Source organism: Chromatiaceae bacterium (genome assembly GCA_024235395.1).
Lineage (GTDB): Bacteria > Pseudomonadota > Gammaproteobacteria > Chromatiales > Chromatiaceae > Thiosocius.
Window position 1 is genome coordinate 748301 of the sequence record JACKMK010000003.1, and the last position, 20347, is coordinate 768647.

A 20347-nucleotide genomic window follows, 5' to 3' on the forward strand; every position below is an offset into this window, starting at 1 on the left:
GTTCAATCGTCTCCTGTCGAATGTTCTACCGCAACCAGCGTGGCGGGACCCTGTTGGAATACGACCCGCCTGCGGTAGGGCGAGGGATCGGTGAGAAACTCGTCGACCCGATCGGTACGCAGGTAGACCCAGTCTCCGGGTGCCGCCGCCCGGCGCGGGATCACGGCCTGGCGGTAGAGGCTGACGCTGGGCGGCTGAGCGCGGTGGAACACCAGGGGCTTGGCGTGCTCGCGGGCGTACTCCGCGGCCGCCTTGGGCCCGGACTGCAGGACCCCGATCACGGTCGGCGCGACGATCAGCGCGATCGCGGCGGCCTGAACGTAGCCGACCAGCAGCAGGCGCCGCCACAACGCGGCCCGAGTCGCGAGGATCAGCACCACCGCGATACCGGCGGCGATCAACCCCGCCTGCGGCCAGCCTGTGAATGCCTGAGCGCCGGATTCGAAGAGTTCCCGGTCGTAGGCACGGTGGGTGCCGGTGGCGAGTGCGCCGAAGATCTGCGGCAACCCCGCGAACAGGCCGAACAGGATCGCGACCGGCAGCAGGTTGAGCCAGCGGTTGCGAACCGACTCGCGATGCCTGGCCATCAGCACGAACAGCCCGCTCATCCCGTACAGCAGGTAGTGCGGAAGCTTGGTGCCGGACAACGAAAAGACCGCCAGCACGCAGAAGAACCACAGCCAGAGGTAGCGTTCGAGCGGGTCCCCGGCGGCGCCACGCAGCCTCCCGAGGATGCTCAACAACCAGCCGGCGAACGGCATCACGATCAGCGGGGCGACCAGCGGGTAGTACAGGATCCCGCCGCCATGACCCTGCATCGGCGTGTCGTAGCGGTCGAGGTTGTGGTGCAGATAAAAGCCCTCGAAGAAGGTCCAGCCGCTATCGAGGTAGACCGCCACATGCCACGGCACGACGATCGCGAGAAACAGCAGCAGGCCGACCGGGTCGAAGGCCAGCCGCAACCATTCGCGCCCGCGCCGATAGCTCAGGTAGAAGATCCCGCTGACCAGCAACGGGATGAGCACGGCGACCGGGCCCTTGGTCAGGAAGCCGAGGCCCATCAATACGAAGATCCAGCGCAATCTCGCCGGTCGCGGCGCGGTGAACTGGTCGTGGATGGCGAACATCGTCCCCGCGAGAAACAGGTTGAGCAGCGCGTCGGCGGTTGCCGCCTTGCCGATAAGGCCGATGTACAGCGACAGCGCCATCAGCAGTGCGGCGACCGTCGCTGTCGGCCGATCCGTATGGCGGCGCGTGAAGCGATACAGCAACGACAACCAACCCAGTCCGGCTAGCACCGATGGCAGGCGCAGCGCGGCCTCGTTGAGACCGAACAGGTGAACGGACGCGGCCTGGGCCCAGTAGGTCAACACCGGCTTGTCGGTGCGCGGCTCGCCGTTCAGGTAGATCGAGACGTAGTTGCCGCTGGCGATCATCTCGCGGGTCGCCTCGGCAAATGCGCCCTCGTCGACGTCCACCAACGGTGCCGACCAGAACCCCCAGAGCATCGCGACACACACCGCCAGGGCCAGGCCAACCCGGCTGCGGTCGACACGCGCGAGTGCCTGTTGCAGGAACCCGGCCATCGTCAAAGGCGCAGGCAAAGGGGCGACGCACCCGCGGGCCGGGAGGGGCATCGGCGGTTGTCGGTACAGCTGAACATTTGCATCGGCCATCCCAGGCAGTATGCGGACCGCAGGTTAAACGGGTATTAACCCCGCCCGGGACCCGGTCCAGGGCAGACGCGGTTGCGCCCGCCGCGCCGCGCGTTCAGCGTGCCAATGCCTCGCGCAGCGCCGCGGCGATGTCGTCGGGGGTCTCGCCATGGTGCACCAGCGAGTCGATCACCCCATCTTTGCCGACCACGTACACGATCGCCGAGTGGTCCATCGTGTAACCCATCGTCGAATCCCCGAGGGGGACCTTTTCGAAGATCACCAGGTACTGTTTGGCGACTCTGGACACCTCGTCCAGCGTGCCACTCAGGCCGATCACGCTGGGGTGGAAGTAGCGGACGTATTCACCGACCCGCTGCGGGTCGTCGCGCTCCGGGTCGATGCTGATAAACAGGGGCTGGACCTGGGCGCGTTCCTCGTCGCTGAGCTTCTTGAGCGCAGCCGACAATGCGGTGAGGGCGGTCGGACACACGTCCGGACAGGCGGTGAAGCCGAAAAAGATCGGTACGACCTTGCCACGCAGGTCGTGCAGGCTGACCGGACCCTGGTCCGACGTCAGCGTGAAGTCGCCGCCGAGGTCGGCATAGGAGGGGCCCTTGCTGGGTTTGGACTGCCCCTGCATCCCCGCCCATAGGCCGATCGCGATGCTCACCGCCGCCAGGACGCCGAGCAGGAGAATCTGTTTCAGGTTTTTCGTCATTCGGTACTGCCTCCGCGACTGGGCACTATCCCCGCTCGCGCCGATCGAGCATGATTGACGGCCCGTCGAATCGTGTCAAATCGCCGATGTTGAAATTCTACGAAGCCCGCGACAGCCTGGAGGCCCGCCAGTTGGTGGATGCGCTGACCGCGTACCATATCGAGGCGACCGTGCTCGGCGAGTATCTGAGCGGCGCGGCCGGGCATCTCCCGGCGATCAACTACCCCTGGGTCTGGCTGATCAACAACGAGGACCTGGCGGTTGCACAACGCGTGCTGGACGGTTTCCTGGCCAGTCGCGGCGACCTGCCGAAACTCGGCCCCTGGGTCTGTCAGACCTGCGGTGCGGAGGTCGATGCGGGCTTCGACATCTGCTGGCAATGCGGCGCGGCGCGCAAGTGAGCGCCGATTTCTCAGTCCGGTTGCTGGCCTGGTTCGAACACCACGGTCGTCAAGATCTGCCTTGGCAGCGTGATCCGTCGGCGTACCGCGTCTGGGTCTCGGAAATCATGCTGCAGCAGACCCAGGTGGCGACTGTGATCCCGTATTTCGAGCGCTTCACGGCGAATTTCCCTTCCTTGCGCGCGCTCGCCGGAGCGCCGCTCGACGCGGTCCTGCACCACTGGTCGGGACTCGGGTACTACGCCCGCGCGCGCAACCTGCACCGGGCCGCCAATCTGGCCTGCGCCGTGCACGGTGGCGAACTGCCCCAGGACATCGAGGCGTTGCAGGCATTGCCGGGGATCGGGCGCTCCACGGCGGCGGCGATCCTGTCGCTCGCAGGTGGGCAGCGCCAGGTGATCCTCGATGGCAACGTCAAACGGGTACTCACCCGTCACTTCGCCATCGAGGGTTGGCCGGGCAGCAGTGCGGTCACCCGCCGCCTGTGGGAGCTGGCGGATTCCCTGACGCCGGCCGCACGCGACTGCGCCGCCTACAACCAGGCCATCATGGACCTGGGGGCGACCCTGTGCACGCGTGCCCGTCCGGACTGCGACGCGTGCCCGGTGATGCACGACTGCCGTGCACGGCAACTCGGCCGGCCACGGGATTTTCCCGAGCCGAAGCCGCGGCGCGCCTTACCGACCCGCGTGGTGCGCATGCTGCTCGTGCGCGACGCCGAGGGCGCGGTGCTCCTCGAACGGCGTCCGCCGGCCGGTGTCTGGGGTGGACTCTGGTGCCTGCCGGAGATCGCCAACGATGCCGACCCGCTCGACTGGTGCACCGAGCGCCTGCGCGGTCGTGGCGAGATCGGCCGCCGACTGCCATCGCGGCGTCATAGCTTCAGCCACTTCCACCTGGACATCGAACCGGTCGAAATCCTGCTGAATCAGCCGGGTTGCGGCGTGTTGGAGGCGGGCGACCGGCTTTGGTATAACCCGGCGCAACCCGACGATGTGGGTCTTGCGGCGCCGGTCGCGCGCCTGCTCGACGAGGTCGTCGGCACACAGTAAAGGGAGAGAGAGATGGGTGAGATGGTCAATTGCGTGCGCCTCAAGCGCGAGGCCGAGGGGCTCGATCGGCAGCCGTATCCCGGCGAACTCGGCAAGCGGGTGTTCGAGAACGTCTCGAAAGAGGCCTGGCAGCAGTGGCTCAAACACCAGACGATGTTGATCAACGAGTACCGCCTCAGCCCGGTGGATCCCAAGTCGCGCAAGTTTCTCGAGGAACAGATGGAGAAGTTCTTCTTCGGCGAGGGCTCCGAGGCGCCACCCGACTTCCGCCCGCAGTAACGCTCCGGCCGCCCTGGCGCCACTTGACTTGATCAAGGCGCATCGCTTTAATACCGCCTCTTTCGCGCGCCAAGCGGTGCGCACCCGCATGCCCAGGTAGCTCAGTCGGTAGAGCAGGGGATTGAAAATCCCCGTGTCGGCAGTTCGATTCTGTCCCTGGGCACCATATATATCAATGGATTATGTAGGCAGGCGGCCTTACCAAGGCGCTTCATGTAGGCGCAGTGTAGACGACTGGGTGGGCATATCTCCTCCCGAAGGATCTTAAGGTTTGGATTTTCTTCTCCCTACTTCCACTGAACCTAGCGGCACTGCTTAACGTCGTTGCATGCTTTTCAGAGTTCAAAGTATCGGGTAGCAAATACCCACCTTCACGGTATATTGGAAATAACTATGGCTATTCGCAAATGAATAGCCAAGTCCGAACTTTCGGCGCCACGCCTTTTTGCAGTTGATTGCAACGGAATTTAGCGTTTGGTGTTGGGAGCGTTCTGATATCTATTAAATCGGTACGCCTGAATTGAGCTCGTGCACTCAGGGCGCCTCTAAAGCGCGTCTTAGTCGAGCAACATTATTTCGTGGTGTGGTTTCGAATCTGCCCGACGCCTACCCTACCGGCTCTGCTGATTCGATGATCGTATCGCGGGTATCTTTTGAAGATGCCTTTTGGATTGGGTGGCGCCCGCTGTTCCTTTACTCGATTCGCCTAGCTTCCCTCGCGGTAGTCCGAACTGTGGGCGTCTATGTTTCTTCGGGAGCCCCCAATGGGGGTGGCAGAAAGCCATAGGCAAGCATCGCTCGTGGAGTCGGGGAAAGCAGAATCGAGCTCGCTCGGTCAAAGCTGAGCAAACCACAATCGTTTGTGGTTGACGTCAGTTGCTACGGTGAAAAAAGGCTCGCACGCGAGGGGGTGGCGGCGCGCTCGATCTGCCGTCCTAGATGGTCTCTTTCTCGAAGATCGGTAACTTCGGATTTCCATCCGTCGACGTCGCCAGCACATGCGGCCTCCAGAGCGCGTCGAATATCTTTCCGCGAAACAGACACATACTCGTCGAGCGTAATCTGCCCTCGATCAATCAGGGTGGCCGAAAAGCCGATGTCGTAATAGCAGGGGTTCAAGTCGCGAACGGGCGACTTCTTAACAATCGCGGTCACCTGGGAGCTGCCCACGGGGTTACCTGTCTTCAAATTAACGACAGACCTGCCGTCGAAGCGGCCCCGATTCCCAGCATTGATGTCGTCGTGAGAATGGCAAAGGAGCGCGTAGTGCTTCTTTTTGCCAGCCCGTAGTTCGGTATGACCACGGCTAATCAGTAGGGTGAATCGTGGTAGTTCGACTCGAACGCCGGATCGTGTGAGACCGCCTACCCACAAAAGCAAACTGTTTGGACTACTGTCGATGCGTTTTGCGCGACTTCTCATTGATGTGAAGAGGACGGAAGGCGTTTGTGCTACTCGCTGCAGTAACTCCATCGAATCGCCCAATGAAGAGCCAACCCCCCAGGCAAAAAAACCACCGTTCGCGACACGCTCAATTTCCTTCCTGCGAAGAATTTGATCGAGTGTCTCCCCAGATTCTGGACCCATCTTGCTCCAGCAAAAGACCTCAGGTGTGGATCTGGCGGTCATTTCATTCCGAATCGATCATTTATGCAATTATGCACTATTCTAAAAACAGAATGCCTTACATGCAACGCACTTTGAACCAAATTGTCGCCGAGATCCAGCGTGACTTTAATCGCTCTGGTTTGACTCAGTCACAGTATGCAGCTCGAGCAGGCGTAAGTCAGGCTACGGTGAGTCGGCTGCTTAGCTCGGATCGTTTCCGCGGCAGAATGTCTTCCGGAATACGCGCGTTATGCAGTTATGCGGGAATATCGTTGGTGTCTGAACAAGCCAAAGACGTTCGCACGCAAGAGCAACTTCTAAGTGCCCTAGAATCCGTTTGGGATGGCACGGAATCGCACGCACACGCGCTGACACGATTCCTGGTTGAGCTTGCGCGCGTATCTAGACGGTCCGACGCATGACGTTCGCTAGGTGGTAAGTGCAACATGGCTAACTCCAAACAAGTTGAGAAGATCTTGGACCGACTTGGCGAAGTGGGATTCTCCGAGGCTTACGTTCGATCCTTACTTCCCTCGTGGTGGGATGATTCAGCCGCGAGCAGTCCAGCCGGCCTTTCCGAATTCAATCTCGCGCTCTCCAGGAACCTTGGAGTGGAGGTTGAAGGGCTGTCTGCGGTAGATCCGCGAGTCGAATTCAGGCTGCCCCATGTAAGGAAGCTCAAGCGCAGCGTTCGGTATAACGATGCGCAACTTACCCCGGCTGTATCCGTTGCGTTGTCAGCGGCACGTGTGGCGGTACAGTGTGTTGCTAACCGATACACGCCATTGCCCTCTGCGGAGCGGCTTCGTCGGGAAATCCTCAGTGACGGCAATATCAAGTATCTCTCGTTGAGGGCTTTGATCAGAACTTGCTGGAACCACGGTATACCAGTTTTGCATGTTTCTCGATTCCCTGACGGAATGCCAAAAATGGATGGCCTCGCAGTGGTCATTTCTGGCCGACCAGCGATAGTTTTGTCAAAAAGCACTTCTTTCAGCGCCTGGATGGGTTTCGTACTTGCCCATGAAATGGGCCATGTTGCGTGTGATCACTGTGCTGACGGGGAGATGATCGTTGATGAGTCGCTAGATGAAACAACCTACGGCGACGACACGCAGGACGAACAAGAGCGGCAAGCGGACAACTACGCGATGGCGTTGCTTGCTGGCGGCTACGATGTCAGCGATCTGATAGATCATGCAAATAGCCCAGAGGAACTCGCGCGTGTCGCTATGGAAACTCAGCGGCACGAGGGGATTGATGCTGGACATCTGATCCTCAAATTTGCCTATCAGACCAAGGAGTGGCCACTAGCAATCGCTACACTTAAGGCCGTCGATACGAAAGGGAGGGCAATTGCAGACATACTTGAAGCGATGCGCTACGAACTCGATGCGGATTCGGTTTCAAAAAGTTCGCTCGCTTTCCTTTATCGAGCCTGTGGTATACCAGTAGTTGACTGACGAGTCAGTCTGTCATGTCTCCATTTCTACTCGATAATGATGTTGTACGGAAAGTCTCACAGTACTCATTGGTCAACGAATTCTTGAATACATGCGTTGACCCTAAGGCTACGTTCATTCTGCCTACTTTGAAGTACGTTTTCCGTTTGAAGGACCGAGACGAAGCACGGCGAATCCTGGGAGGTGAGGCTCCACTGCAGGCTATGGAATGGTTCGTCTCTTCTCTGCAAGAGCTGCGGGATAATCCCCCGGTCGAAACGTTGGCCTTGTTTCAAGACGCTGACGGAATTGATGTGGGCGAAGCAGTTCTGTTTTCTATTGCCACCACTTGGGATAGCTCGTTGACAATTACGGGCGACAAGCGGGCTTTGGTTGCACTCGCGGATCTAAGTCACCAGTTGGGCTTAATTGAAAAACTGAGCGGGCGGTTAAAATGCTTGGAGCAAGTCGTTGCGGAAATGATGCTCAACGGTTTTGAGACGCAGGTGATTGATAAAGTTCACGGGTGGCGCTGGGATAGAGCTCTTGGAATCTGCTTCAATTCAAGAGGGGCGTCTGACGCCCTCGAGTGCCTGTCAAGCTACTACAAAGATTTAGACAGATCGTGTCGGGGTATGTTGGCACCATTCCCAAGGTAGCCTCATCGTAGAAACACCGCGTAGGGCGCTACAAGTGGTGCCGTAAGGGTGATTCTCTTCGTGGACTCCTCATCGGCCTGTATTCCTTCGCCTAAAAGTTCAAAACAGCCTTTGTCAGCTTGGCCCTTCAGATAGTCGGCTGCACGCTTTCCTCGAGAGGGGCCGACCGATACGATAGCGCTTCTCAAGTTGAAGTCGAACTCTTCTTCAGTCAGCCCGCCAATCACCATCCCAAACATTGAACCGCGTACCTCGATACCATCGGGTATCGCATACCAGCTAACCCCATCCTCTGAATACTCCTTCGCGAGCTCAGGTGCTTCAAAGTGCTTGGAGTTCATTCTATGCATAATGAGATGCACCGATTGGCCTATACTCTCAAACTTTCTAGCGAAAGGTTGCACAATCGTCCGCGGGTGGCAGGTATTGCCGCCATACCCCCAGAATATTCTTCCAGCTGCGGCGAATTCGTCCTGCTTCCTCTTAATTATGTCCTCGAGTGACTCCTGCGCGTGGACGCCGACCTTCATGAAAACAACGCCGGAACCTTCGCTGAACATTGCCATCAACTACTCCGCTATTTCCTCTAGGTAATACGTCCCATCAGGAGCATTGCCGTAGTTAAGGTCTGCATGCTCCCTGACATACTTTATTGTGAGGGGGTTGTCTCGGCCATAAAAGTTCGCAAGCCTCAGGTGGTCAGCTGCGCCGGATGAATGATGCCCAGATTTGTCTTCGAATCTCCGAAACAGGCAAGTACACGACCTTAAATTGGGGTTGTCATCTAGGTGATAAAGGTGCAGCTGGGGGATCAACTCTGCCACAAGGAAGCCCAGTTCACTTGCTCGCCGCTGACTGGCTCCTAGCACGTCCTGCGTCCATGCAAGTTCCGGATCGTCGGCAATCACAATCGCACCTTCGCCGCGTTCGTTAACGGCCTCAATGCCTCGTTCTAGAAACAATAGGACGCTTTCTCCCCCATTGCTTGCCCCCCAGGGTGGGTTCGTATAGAAGCAATCGAACTTGCCAAGATGTTTTCGCGGCAATGCATCCGTCACGTTGTAAAGCTCGGCGTCCATTTTGTCCGGGAAGCCGTACTTACTGGAAAACCTAAGCACCGAGTTGACGATGCGTTCATCAAAATCGAGCAGGGTGATGCACCTTGGGTATTCCTCAAAGATGCCGAGCTCGCCAAGGTGCATCACAGAAAGGCCGATAGCATCCCCATCTCCAATGAAGGCGACACTTTTTCCGGCGAAACGTTGCGCGACGAAATGCGCTTGTATCACCATATCAGCTACTTTCATATAGATCTGGTCGAATTCGCGAATCGGTCTAGGCCGGTTCGCGACGACGTCTGACACTGCGTTGATTGCTTCCCGAAGGTCCCAGTCCTTAGCCAAAACACAATCCTCCTATCCGGCCCAGTTTAGATCGTCGTATCGGCCGGCAATGCCGGGGCGCTCTTCGGTCTAGAACGCCGTCACGGGAACGTACGGGGGCGCTCCTCATCGAAACATGACCCGATGGGCGCTAACAAAGAATACTATAAGGGCATTGCTCAATGCAGAACACCAGCGTTGCCGTGCTGCAGCGCCCTACAAAAAGATACACGATGCTCCATGATCGTCAATTTGTATCCCAAACGCCTGATCACTCACTTTGGTTCTCGGCAATCCTCCAAGTCTTCTGGAATACGGCAGTTCCCGCGGGGGCCAACGTAGTTATCGATTTTCCGTTCAGTTTCTTCCCGCCAGCCGACGTTGAACGCACCTGTGCGGTGAAAATACAAGGAGTGGTAAAGAAGGTTTTTGTGTGCCCCATAGGCAATAGCAATAGCTTGCCAGTCCACTGAGTTCCCAGATCTTGGGTCAAAGGCATTGATCACCACGGTTGTTACCGCCCCGATACTGCCCTGCACATCTGGCATATCCCAGATGTGGCCAGCCCGGTTCCGCTCGTTGGACGCACACCCCAACCGCAATCGGTTGCAATGAGCATTCACTTCAGGCGAGCGATGTGTAAAAAGGCTGCAAATTGGGGCAAACTGACGGCTCAATCGTTCGAATAGTTCTCAGCAAAAGTGCTCGCCAACCCGGATCGCCAAGGAAGGATTGGTTGGTACGTTTGGTACCTTGTGAGCGGCTGAGACCTCGCTGTAGAGGAAATCCCGGAACATGAATGCTCGGATAGCTTGCGTCTCTCCAGCGCCTCCAGCGACCTAACCGTGCTTGTTTTCTTCATGTCGACTAGTCCCAGGGTTACAGGCGACCATTTGCAGAGTGAGGGATGAGCGCTCAAACAGTGCTTGGATGATGCCCGCCAAAACCCGCTACGTTATCCCGAGGTGTAATTCGGCTTAGACTAGCGCCGCATCAAGTTCGATGTCTTTCCAGGGCGGTTTCTGATTTGGAAATTGCTATCGGCTTTTCTGAATGAGTGCTTTGTTAGTCATCATTAATGCCGTTGATTATCTCCATCAACTGATAAGTTCCTGTCGCGCGAAGCTTGCTCTTCCAGCCATGCATCCAATGGTCCCAAAAAGATGCCTTGCCAAATTCCTTTGCATCATCTGTTAGCAATATTCCCACTACTTCCTTGCCCAGGGCTGTGGCATACCCAATTTGCCATGAGGCATCCATGCCATATCTGGGCAGCATAACTACGACAACATCTGATGATTCGAGCAGTCTATTTGTTTCTGCGCGCTCTGCGAAAGGGTAGTCATTCGGTAACAAATTTTGCGTATCCACATACTCCTTTGGGTAGATCACTCTCTCCGATTCGGACTCTAAAGCTGATGACCGAAGTTGCTCGACACTCTGATTGCTAAACGATCCACAAATGTAAACAATCCTATCCCTGCAGAAATTAGCAAGTGGTTCAAGATCGTCAAAGATAACTTGACTCTGCCACCCATGCATGAAATTCTGATCGTATGTCCTTCTGTTTATAAACCGTTCATTCGTCGTGGCGCCCTCGTCTTCATTATATCCAATAACACGTATCCCCTTCCCTTCTGCATACCCAATCTCCCAGGCGGTATCTAGACCATATTTGTCCAGGTCAACGACAATTAATTGAGATTTGTTTATTGCCTCGATGCATACATTTCGTATTTTACGCGCATCACTAACGCCTTCGATTAGATTCTTCGACGAAACAACATCGTAAGGGACTAATGGGAGTATGCCTAAACTTTCGATAGTTTTTGCAATGGATGTGTTGCGCGCAATATTCTTATGTGGTGCGGCGACGTATATTGCCATTTTGCTACTTCTTTGCTTTCCTCGGTCCTTGGCTTCCTTAATTATTGTACTTGCAAAAAATAATGGAGCGAGTGCATGCAAAGAACTTTGGGATATTATATCTGAGTACTCTGACGACTTCCTCCTGAAGTCCTCAAATAGCACGGTCTCTGCCTCGGACCTCCTAATCAAATCGTAGAACCTTGAAGACGAAAACTCGTCATGATTCGTTAAATTCACCATGTCTTTCAAATCTTGAGCAATTTTCACTTCATTTCCGTTGCGACCCAGAAATGAAATTAGCTTTGTATATGCAAGCGCTTCCGCAGAAGGTACGTTGATATTGCTAAGTTGCTTTCCCTCTCTTCCAGAAAACGGCTTCGCAAATTCCGCCAGGTATCCCCAGTCTAAATACTCATATGGTTTTCTTTCAACTATCTTCGGGCCAAATATGATTGTTCCTTTATCTTCCACTTTATGCTGAATTCGATATGAAGGCCTGTAGTCATCACTTTGATGGTCCTTAACCTTCCAGTCCTTGGACGGATACAACTGGTCAAGAAGTCTTTGCGCAACGTCAAACTCGCATACCAAATCGATGTCTTTTGAGACCCTTGCCGGATAGTATTGTTGGACCGCCAGCCCCCCAATCAGGAGTAAGGGCTTCTCAAGCGCTTCGTTAATTCGCTCAATTTCCTGTTTCGCTACTGCCCGATCTATTGGTTTATTCATTTGTTATCCGATTTTACTTTAGGTTAACGCCCGACTTCAGCTGCGCATGAGACGACGCCCGATTTTGCGGCAGCAAAATTGGGGGGTGGGTAAAACCGCAGCTGCAACGAATTGTTAAACGCCACCTCGCCCATGATTAGAACTGCCGGCCGATTGAGATCATGTAACTGTATGCATCCAGCTTGCCTTTGCCGAGACCAAATTCAGAAGCGGCGAAACCGCCAACAGCCAGAAGCGCTGAAAGAGGGTCGCCGGTAGCCGCCCATGCAGCGCCGGCTAGGCCGAGTCCAACAGTTGCTGGTTTCCGCCAAGCATTTCTACAAAGAGCCTTGAGGTCGGACGCATAGTCATCCAGTTCGGCTTGTCGGTCAGCAATCGCCGCTTGCTGATCCAATTCGGGCAGCACACTTATTTCGCGAGCGAACTTGCGTAGAGACCGCATATATAGCCTGTGCGCTTCGAGGTTTTGGTTTCGGAAGTCTAATACCTCGTCCAATGGGATGGTACTCAGGTCAGCCGAAACAGCTTGCAAATCGAATTCGATAACTCGTCCAGCAGAGGGAGCTGTAGGTATGTTGAGAAGCTCAGTCAGCGCGGAAACGATTTCCGGTCTGTCTGTTATGGGTGCGAGGTTTACTCCGTTCTTTGCGCTCGGTGCTCGGAGTATTTGAGCTAGTAGAACCAATACCAGATAACGGACCGTCGGGTGCATAGGAATGGACGAACCATCCTCGGAATCTTTGGCAAGCCCCATATCCCGCAGGCGTTCAAATAGCCGTTGTGCTAATTCGCTGTTACCCCCGTATCCCAGCCGTGACATTGATAAGCTATGAAAGCTGGCATTTTCCCGCACGAGATGGTTAAGTGCGCCACTCTCGATCAGGTTTCCCATCACTTGGGCAAGTTCGGACGTCGCTTCGGCATCCACTACTTGGTCAGCCACAAAGTAATGAAGCAGATTATTGTCTCGCAATGGTCCGGCGAGTACAGGATCAGCAGTTTCCGGCTCGCCTTGCTTATATTCAGGGATTAGAAAGCCTACTCCGTCGTAGAAAAGCAGCATGGATTTAATGCGGTCTGTGTCGTACCAAATATGGCCCGGATAGTAGAAAGCTATATCTGACATTGTTGACAGTTCCTCTGTTGGTCACACGACCTATAACGCCGAGGCAAGCGGCACTCAGCTCGGAGCGGTTAGTCAGCGCGGTTCGGTTCTACGAATTCGAAGATTTCGGATTTCGCCTTGAACAGAACCGGATGGCCTCTTCTAACAGGTCGCGCTCCATCTGCAGCTGTTTGTGTTCCTTCTCCAGCAGGCGCAACCGCTTCAGCTCGGTTCAGACCTTAGCGTCAACGTCCAGTGAGCTTTTCTTCGTCACTATTTTGCCCCCGCGCACTGCCTGTGCCACCGTGTCAGCACGAGCGGAGGATGCCCAACGGCGCTGCCAAGTCCTTGAACAGCACGCGCGGCAGGCCGCTCAATTGCGCCACCGTGGCTTTGAACTCCTCGCCGTAATCCCGTGTTCGCTTCGGTCCCACTTTGGGCATTTTCTCAGCTCGTTCAGTTAGATTGAGGTGTCCAATTCTTCAAGGCAAGCCCCCGGTGCCCCATGCCGAGGTTTTGCAATTGATTGCAACGTGACCGTTGGATCATTCGGCCAATGATCCGAAATTGCACTGGGTATGCTAACAGCGTAGATGTTCTCCCGGCGTTCACCATTCTGAGACGCGCCTCCTACGTTGAATGTACAGGACTTCATCGCTGGGAACCGCAACTCCGAAGCTATGTGGCCTTAGAAGATGCTCCAGTCGAAGCACACTTACGGCATTCCTGTATTCCGACCATATGTCCTCAGGATCAAACCAGCCAGTTTGCATATGGCTGTCTAGAAAGTTGAGGAACTGAGCTTTCGTCTCTGGCCGCTTGATTTGACCCAGCGCTCCCTGGAGGCCTCTCCGCCAAGCTGAATCAAGAAACAGTCTGTAGACGTAGCGGGCGCTATCCAGAGCCGATGGATCGATACTGCAAACTACTTTGAGGCTAGAAAATGGGTTGTCGATGAATCCATCTAGTAGTTCAGAAAGTCCGATTCGGTTTCTCTCTCTGTAGCACGGCTTGACGCGTCCTTCGATTCTGGTCACGTGCGATCTGCGTGACACGCGCTCCCTGGTTTCATGGTCCCTCTGGTAAATGCGGAAGGATCGCTGGCTGCTTCGCGAGCCAAGGCCGATACTTTCAACTCTCCCGTGGCTACCGGTGAAGAGCTGGCCCCTGCTGAGGCCTTTTCCTGCGACAAAGATGGAGTCACAAGAGAGTGGGTATACGTCGACCGAAAAATCAATCCTCGTGATTGCCGCGTTGTGCACCAGCGAGTCAAACGCCTCACCTAGGATTAGTCCCAATGCTTCCCAAAGTGTGAGCATGGCGTCAGCCCCCACCTTGCGCGGATTGAACTCCACGGAGAGGAACGGTTGCCGTGTGCCTTGTTTGGGTTGCATCAACAGTAGGACGGATGTTGGGTGGAGCGACCCGGGAATGGTCAATCGCCACCCTCGATTGTATCGGCGCCGGCCGGCTTCCCAGCCGCTGGACCTGATCCGGAGCTCTGATCCTTCACTCCAACTGGCAATATATTCTGCGAGTCCTCCATCCTCGTCCATATCCAAGACCAAAGTCAGCATGTCAATGAACATCGGTGTAACTGTGGGCATGAGCATACCGGGTTCTGTATATATTTACGGCTATTAGTGGTTTTGCTTCGTTACTCCTCGTCGTCGTCCGTAAGTTCACAGAGCGAATAGTGCAACGGTTGCTCCTCTAAATACCGCAATCTGCCTCCGTGTGTTGCGATAGAAGTGAAATGGCCGCTTAGTAACAGGGGTTTTGTCGAATCTGTCATGCAAGTTTCCGCCGGTTCTGCCCGCATTCGCGGGTTGCAAACGTTTTGCGCCCGCTGCACTTCAATTTCGACGGGCAAGTCGGAGAGAGATTAGTCGGCACTTTCTTGGGGTTCGCCGGTGCTATGCAACAGCGGGCGCTGGGTGAAGTATCTATGAAGTTCATCTTTTGGGTAGCGTACCGACCGCCCGATCTTTACGTAGGGAGGCCCACCGCCCGCCCAGCGTCTATACCGAAACCAGGCAACAGAAAAACCGTATACTTCTGATGCCTGGGTTTCAGTCACAAGTCGCGGTAGTGCTTCTGGGTCAGTGATCAGGGGCTTTCGAGCTGCTTTGGGCATAGCGACATCCTCACAACACGTGGTTATACCGTGCCTGCCCTATTGTGGGATCCGGTTTCGGCGATTAGGGGGCGGCAATATACACAGCCCCGCAGATAACCTAACGTTAAAGCAAATTTATGGGGGGGTCAATAAACTAAATAGCCCATAGCAGAACATCATTACTTCATTCGACGAGTTTCAGTAGATGTTCCGAGATCATCTGCATCGGTTTGCGAAGTCTTGAAACATTTGTCACAACGTACCCTGCGGTAACGTCTCCTTTTGATAGTTTGTGATTTGCCAGGCGTTTTACCGTGTAGATCGAAATATCCAGCGACTCCGCTGTCGTGATGAAGGTCCTCCGCAGATCGTGGAGAGAGAAGTGAATGCCAGAGTTCTTTACAACAGATTCTTTGTGCCGGTTAATGTTGACGACGGGATGTGCCTCATCGCGTCCTGGAAACACGAAGTCGGATGTGGCCGAATCACGACGTGCCTGAAATATCGCTAGAAGATATTCGGGCAAAGGGAGGATATGGGGTGTTCTGTTCTTTGTATCAGGCACCGTCAGAGTGTTCTCTGCGAAGTCTATATTTTCCCAACGAAGGTTCCTCGCTTCGTCTCGACGCAAGCCTGTGAATACCAAAGTCCGCAGCAGGTCTCGTGCAACGCTGCCGTAACTATTCGGATCTTCGTCGCCCAAAGCTAGCACTGCTTCGAACCAGGCTTTAAAGCCGCTTTCCTTGATAACCGTCTGTTTGCGGTCCACTGGGTACCACGACTTCGTATCGGAGAGACGTTGCACGGGGTTTGCGGTTAGAATTGGTTGCTCACCGTCTCCCGTGTAGCGAGCTGTGGCGAAATTCAATACCGCCCTCAGAACCCGCATCGCATTGTTCGCTCTCGCTTTGCTTCTCTGGCCGAGTTCACGATAGCGATGTTCAACCATTGATCTAGTGATGGTCGTTATGGGTACCTTCTGCCAGTCCGGAAATGCCTCACGCATGACACGTCGGTAATCGAAAACCGTATTCGGCTTGAGAGTCCTCGTTTCGAGGTACTCCCCGAACGCTTGGCATAGCTGAACTGACTCCGCGAGTGCGCGCCGCTTCTCCGCAAGCGGGTCTACACCAGAAGCAATTTTTCCAAGGAGTTGTTGCGCCAGTTTGCGGGCTTGGTCGACCGTAAGTGCAGGATAACTGCCAATCGTGTTTCTGCGCGTCTTCCTTCCGATACGCTTTTCGACAATGAACGACTTGGCCCCGCGTGCGGTGACTCTCAAGCCGAACCCTTTCAACTGGGTGTCCCGATAGAACTCTTGATCCTTGTTGACCGGCGGTAGTGCCTTATCCACCATCGTCTTTGTCAGCTTGACTTCGGGCATGTGTAGACACTATGTAGGCAGCGTAAATCAAAAAGCTCAGTAATCCTTAATGGAAAGGATATACCAAAAGGAACGATAAATCAGCTAGATATGTGGAATTTGGTAATGCTTAGCAAGTTGTAGAGTTGGCGGTACTGAGATTGAAAATCCCCGTGTCGGCAGTTCGATTCTGTCCCTGGGCACCAATCAATTCAAAGACATAAGCGGTTTCTGCTTTTTAGTCCCTGTGTCACTCGGTACATTTTCGGTACACCTGTACCGGAAGCGGCCGTGGCGACCATCACGAAAACACCGTCGAACGCCTGGAAGGCCGTCATTCGCAAACGCGGCTGGCCGGTGACCATCAAAACTTTTCCCACCAAGCGCGACGCGGCCGACTGGGCGCGCAGCACCGAGGACGAAATGGTGCGTGGCGTGTACATCAATCGTGCCGGTGCCGAGAGGCTGCTGTTCGACAAGGCGCTGGAGCGTTTCCTGGCCGAGGTGTCCGCCAGCAAGCGGACGAGCACCGCCTATTGCCTGAAATCGCTATTCTTCACCGGTAATGTGCCTGTTCATGCAACATTGGGGCTAGCGACCTCGCTACACCCTCCAGGGAGCGCAGCGAACGAGCGGGTGCACAGATCGTTGTTCCACGAACGGGGCACCTGCCAGCGGCCTTCTCGACCGGGACGGGGAGCGCGGATCAGTGGCAGGGGCGGGCGCGATTCGTGGATTAAAGGCGCGTAACGATGGTCTGCCGCCGTACCGACGTAATCCGCCGCTCCAACATCACCACCTGGTCCTCGATATGCACCTCGGCGCTGAATCCACGTTTGCGGAAGGTGTCCAACATGCGCCTATTTTCCGGGTCCGTCTCGGCCACGATCCGTTCGATCCCCCATCCGGCGGCCAGTTCGAGACAGTAATCCAGCAGGGTCCCGCCGATCTTCCGCCCCTGCCAGGGGTCGGACACCAGCACCGCGAATTCGGCCGTCTCGTGATTGGCGTCGGCAATCAGTTGGGCGACCCCGGCAAGCTCGCGGTAACCACGCGCCTCTGTCTCGGCAACGATGGCAATCTGGCGCTCGTAGTCGATTACGCAATGCTCTATCGCCATTTGGTGCGTTGGCCTCTTGAACAAGGAGCGGAAGCGGAAGCGGATCGATTCGGGCGAGGAGTCCGCGACCATGCTATGCCACATCGGCTCGTCCTCGGCACGCACCGAGCGAAGCGTGATGGCGGCACCGTCCTCGCTCCGGCCATGGCGGACGTACTCTTCCGGACACGGCCGGATGGCCAAGTGGGGATACAGGTCGCGCCCGTCGATTGGCAGGTTCTTGTCCAGCACCATGGCGGCATCCAATGCCGTCACCCCATCTACGGTGACCAGCAGCGGATTGACATCGAATTCCTTTATCTCCGGGTAATCGGCGATCAGCAGGGAGAACCGGATAATGGCCTCAATCAGCCGGTCCAGGTGCAGCGCGGGCCGACCCCGGTAACCGTTCAGCAGCGGCCAGAAACGCAAAGACTCCAGCATGCGGCGGACATGGCGCTCGTTGAGCGGCGGCAGCCCCACGACACGGTCGCGGAGGACGCCCGTCGCAACGCCGCCCATACCGACCATGATCACGGCGCCGAAGGTCGGGTCTTTCTTGGCGCCGAGAATGAGTTCGAGCCCGTATTCGGCGGTGACCATCTTCTGTACCGACACGCCCTTGATCGAGGCGCCCGTACAGCGGGCCTGACTCTCGCAGACTATACCCTTGTAGGCCGCGCGCACCGCGGCCGCATCGCCGAGATTGAGCTGGACACCGCCGACGTCGAGCTTGTGCAGGATGTTCGGTGAAAGGACCTTGAGAACCACTGGATAACCGATCCGTTCCGCGACGGCCACCGCCTCATCTTCGTCCGTGGCGACACAGGTCTCGCACACCGGTATTTGGTAGGCACGCAGAAAGCTCTTGGCCTGGTTCTCGGTCAGGTAGCCCTCGCCCCGGGATAGCAGGGGTTGCAGGCGCTTGCGCAGATTGCGCCGGTTCAGGCCGATAGGAACGGGGATCTCGCGCGGGGTTTCATACAGGGAACCGAGGTTGCGCGCATAAGACACGAGATGCATGAACGCCCGAACCGCCTGCTCGGGTGACGGGTGGGTGGGCAGGCCTGCCTCGTTGAGAACCTGCACGGCGCGGCGAACCTGCTCGCCTCCCATCCACGCGGCCAGCACGGGGATGTGCGATCGCGCCGAGACCTGGGCCACGACACGTGCCGTGTCCGTTGCGTCGCTGCCCGACTGGATCGCAAAGATCACGAGCAGACCGTCGATGTTCTTGTCTGCCAGGAGCACGGGCAGGACCTGTTCGTAACGCTCGGGGGGAGCACTGTCGAGGAGGTCCACCGGGTTTCGATGCGACCCCACCGGCGGCAGGATCTCTTCAAGCCGGGCCACGGTCTCCTCGCCGAGTTCCGCCAACACGCCACCGCGGGAGATGAGCGCGTCCGCGGCGATGATCGCGGGACCTCCGGCGTTGCTGACGACGGCCAGGCGCGCGCCCTTGGGCAGGCGCTGGGATGCCAGCAGCTCGGCGACATCGAAGACGTCATCGAGCTCGGGGACACGCACAATCCCGCAGCGCTGGAGCGCGGCATCGTAGACGGCGTCCTCGGCGACCATGGCACCCGTATGCGAGGCGACGGCCTGGGCGGATTCGGCGAATCGCCCGGCCTTGTATGCGACGATGGGCTTGGTGAGGGCGAACGCACGGGCCGCGGACATAAAACGTCTGGCGGCGTCGATGGTCTGGACGTAGAGGATGATCGCGCGCGTCTCCGGATCGTTGCCGAAGTAATCGATGAGATCACCCCAGCCGACGTCGATGCAGTTGCCCGGCGCGATGAACGTCGAGAAACCGATGCCGCGCTCGGTGGCCCAGTCCATCATCGAGTTGCACAAGGCCCTGGACTCGGAAATGAAGGCCAGGTGGCCCGCCTTGGGCATCGCCACGGCGTGACTGGCGTTGAGCCCCAGCGCCGGGCGGATGATTCCCAGGGAATTCGGGCCCACGACCCGCATGCCAGGGTAGCGGGCGACGACACGATTCAGTTCCTGCTCGATCAGGCGACCCCTTTCACCGGCCTCACGGAACCCGCCTGAAAGGATCAGCACGCCGACGATGCCGGCCTCGCCACAGCGCTCGACCGCCGTGGGCACGGTCGCCGCCGGCCCACAGATGATGGCCAGGTCCGGGACCTTGGGCAGCACCGATACGTCGCTGTAGGTCGCGATGCCGTGGATCGCCTCGCATTCCTGGCTGACCGGATAGACCACCCCCTCGAACCCCCCGTTTAGGATGTTGCGCAGGCATTGGCGACCCAGATTGTCCGGCCTGTCGCAGCCCCCCAACAGGGCGATGCGACGTGGTTTGAACAGTTTTTCCAGATTGCGGACGGCCATGGGTTTCCTCCGCCGACGGCAGGTCGGGGATTCGGAGCGGAGTCCACGCGGACCGGCGTGGAACGTCCGGGGCAATATAAGCCCTAGGCGACACCGACAGAATCATTGCCTCACGCCCCCCTTTGGCCGGTCCGGCCGCGGTTCGTTGTCCTGGCGACGCTTCCCGGCGCGAGGTGGAACGGTGGGACAGGCGGCCCGTCCCCCGGGGGCAGCCGGCGCTGACCGGTGCCGCGAAAGCCGGAACGGCGCGTGGATGCCGGGCATCAGGCGCTTGGCGCTGCGATGGAATGGCTTGATGCAGTAGCAGGCCGACGGCAGACCGATGCATGTCCACGAGGGGCCTGCGCGCGACGGACGAGAGTACCGCAAGCGGGTTTTCGGTATCGACGTCGAGACCTGCCCGGCCTGCGGCGGTGCGGATCATCGCGTGCATTGAGGATCCGGCGGTCATCGAGAAGCACTTCGCCCACCTGGATGCGAAAGCGTTGGAGCCGATGTCCCGCTGC

At 57.0% G+C, this 20347-nt stretch carries 16 protein-coding genes and 2 tRNA genes; 8 read left to right on the forward strand and 10 right to left on the reverse strand.

Annotated features, from left to right (window positions below):
• Window positions 1-2: 2 nt before the first annotated feature.
• Both H6955_16775 and H6955_16780 read right to left on the reverse strand, forming a co-directional pair.
• Window positions 3-1586: a glycosyltransferase family 39 protein gene (locus H6955_16775; protein ID MCP5315215.1), complete on the reverse strand. Its 1584-nt coding sequence runs from the start codon at window positions 1584-1586 to the stop codon at window positions 3-5.
• Window positions 1587-1770: 184 nt separating this feature from the next.
• Entirely contained in the window at window positions 1771-2376 is a 606-nt protein-coding gene (locus tag H6955_16780; GenBank protein ID MCP5315216.1) for an SCO family protein, read from the reverse strand.
• A gap of 86 nt (window positions 2377-2462) precedes the next feature.
• Here H6955_16780 and H6955_16785 point away from each other — a divergent pair, with 86 nt between their 5' ends.
• The 4 genes from H6955_16785 to H6955_16800 all read left to right on the forward strand — a co-directional run bounded on the left by H6955_16785 (window position 2463) and on the right by H6955_16800 (window position 4274).
• Window positions 2463-2777 carry a DUF2007 domain-containing protein gene (locus H6955_16785; protein ID MCP5315217.1) on the forward strand — a complete coding sequence of 105 codons (315 nt, stop codon included), beginning with the start codon at window positions 2463-2465 and terminating at the stop codon, window positions 2775-2777.
• Window positions 2756-3829: an A/G-specific adenine glycosylase gene (gene mutY, locus H6955_16790; protein MCP5315218.1), complete on the forward strand. Its 1074-nt coding sequence runs from the start codon at window positions 2756-2758 to the stop codon at window positions 3827-3829. Before H6955_16785 ends, mutY begins: the two co-directional genes overlap by 22 nt.
• Window positions 3830-3841: 12 nt before the next feature.
• Window positions 3842-4108, forward strand: a complete 267-nt coding sequence (locus tag H6955_16795) for an oxidative damage protection protein (GenBank protein ID MCP5315219.1) — start codon at window positions 3842-3844, stop codon at window positions 4106-4108.
• 90 nt (window positions 4109-4198) lie between these two features.
• A tRNA-Phe gene (locus tag H6955_16800) sits at window positions 4199-4274 on the forward strand.
• 713 nt (window positions 4275-4987) lie between these two features.
• Here the strand turns inward: H6955_16800 and H6955_16805 are convergent.
• Window positions 4988-5737: a hypothetical protein gene (locus H6955_16805; protein MCP5315220.1), complete on the reverse strand. Its 750-nt coding sequence runs from the start codon at window positions 5735-5737 to the stop codon at window positions 4988-4990.
• 425 nt (window positions 5738-6162) lie between these two features.
• Between H6955_16805 and H6955_16810 the strand changes: the two genes are divergently transcribed.
• Complete coding sequence (locus H6955_16810; protein ID MCP5315221.1) at window positions 6163-7179, forward strand: ImmA/IrrE family metallo-endopeptidase; 1017 nt, start codon at window positions 6163-6165, stop codon at window positions 7177-7179.
• A gap of 203 nt (window positions 7180-7382) precedes the next feature.
• A complete protein-coding gene (locus H6955_16815; GenBank protein ID MCP5315222.1) occupies window positions 7383-7817 on the forward strand; it encodes a hypothetical protein in 435 nt (144 codons plus the stop codon).
• 2 nt (window positions 7818-7819) lie between these two features.
• Here the strand turns inward: H6955_16815 and H6955_16820 are convergent, their stop codons facing one another.
• The 6 genes from H6955_16820 to H6955_16845 all read right to left on the reverse strand — a co-directional run bounded on the left by H6955_16820 (window position 7820) and on the right by H6955_16845 (window position 16405).
• A complete protein-coding gene (locus H6955_16820) occupies window positions 7820-8383 on the reverse strand; it encodes a hypothetical protein (protein ID MCP5315223.1) in 564 nt (187 codons plus the stop codon).
• A 3-nt stretch (window positions 8384-8386) separates the two neighbouring features.
• Window positions 8387-9220: a bis-aminopropyl spermidine synthase family protein gene (locus H6955_16825; protein ID MCP5315224.1), complete on the reverse strand. Its 834-nt coding sequence runs from the start codon at window positions 9218-9220 to the stop codon at window positions 8387-8389.
• A 1044-nt stretch (window positions 9221-10264) separates the two neighbouring features.
• Entirely contained in the window at window positions 10265-11797 is a 1533-nt protein-coding gene (locus tag H6955_16830) for a nucleoside 2-deoxyribosyltransferase (protein MCP5315225.1), read from the reverse strand.
• A 136-nt stretch (window positions 11798-11933) separates the two neighbouring features.
• A complete protein-coding gene (locus H6955_16835; GenBank protein ID MCP5315226.1) occupies window positions 11934-12923 on the reverse strand; it encodes a hypothetical protein in 990 nt (329 codons plus the stop codon).
• Window positions 12924-14787: 1864 nt separating this feature from the next.
• Window positions 14788-15039: a helix-turn-helix domain-containing protein gene (locus H6955_16840; GenBank protein MCP5315227.1), complete on the reverse strand. Its 252-nt coding sequence runs from the start codon at window positions 15037-15039 to the stop codon at window positions 14788-14790.
• A gap of 166 nt (window positions 15040-15205) precedes the next feature.
• A complete protein-coding gene (locus tag H6955_16845; GenBank protein ID MCP5315228.1) occupies window positions 15206-16405 on the reverse strand; it encodes an integrase family protein in 1200 nt (399 codons plus the stop codon).
• A 102-nt stretch (window positions 16406-16507) separates the two neighbouring features.
• On the opposite strand from H6955_16845, the gene H6955_16850 reads away from it, so the two are divergent.
• A tRNA-Phe gene (locus H6955_16850) sits at window positions 16508-16590 on the forward strand.
• Window positions 16591-16675: 85 nt separating this feature from the next.
• Window positions 16676-17134 (forward strand): hypothetical protein, encoded by a 459-nt coding sequence (locus tag H6955_16855; protein ID MCP5315229.1) that lies wholly within the window; start codon window positions 16676-16678, stop codon window positions 17132-17134.
• On the opposite strand, the gene H6955_16860 is transcribed toward H6955_16855, so the two are convergent.
• On the reverse strand, window positions 17121-19841 hold the full coding sequence (locus H6955_16860) for a bifunctional acetate--CoA ligase family protein/GNAT family N-acetyltransferase (protein ID MCP5315230.1): 2721 nt from the start codon (window positions 19839-19841) through the stop codon (window positions 17121-17123). The genes H6955_16855 and H6955_16860 overlap by 14 nt on opposite strands.
• Between the last annotated feature and the right edge of the window lie 506 nt (window positions 19842-20347).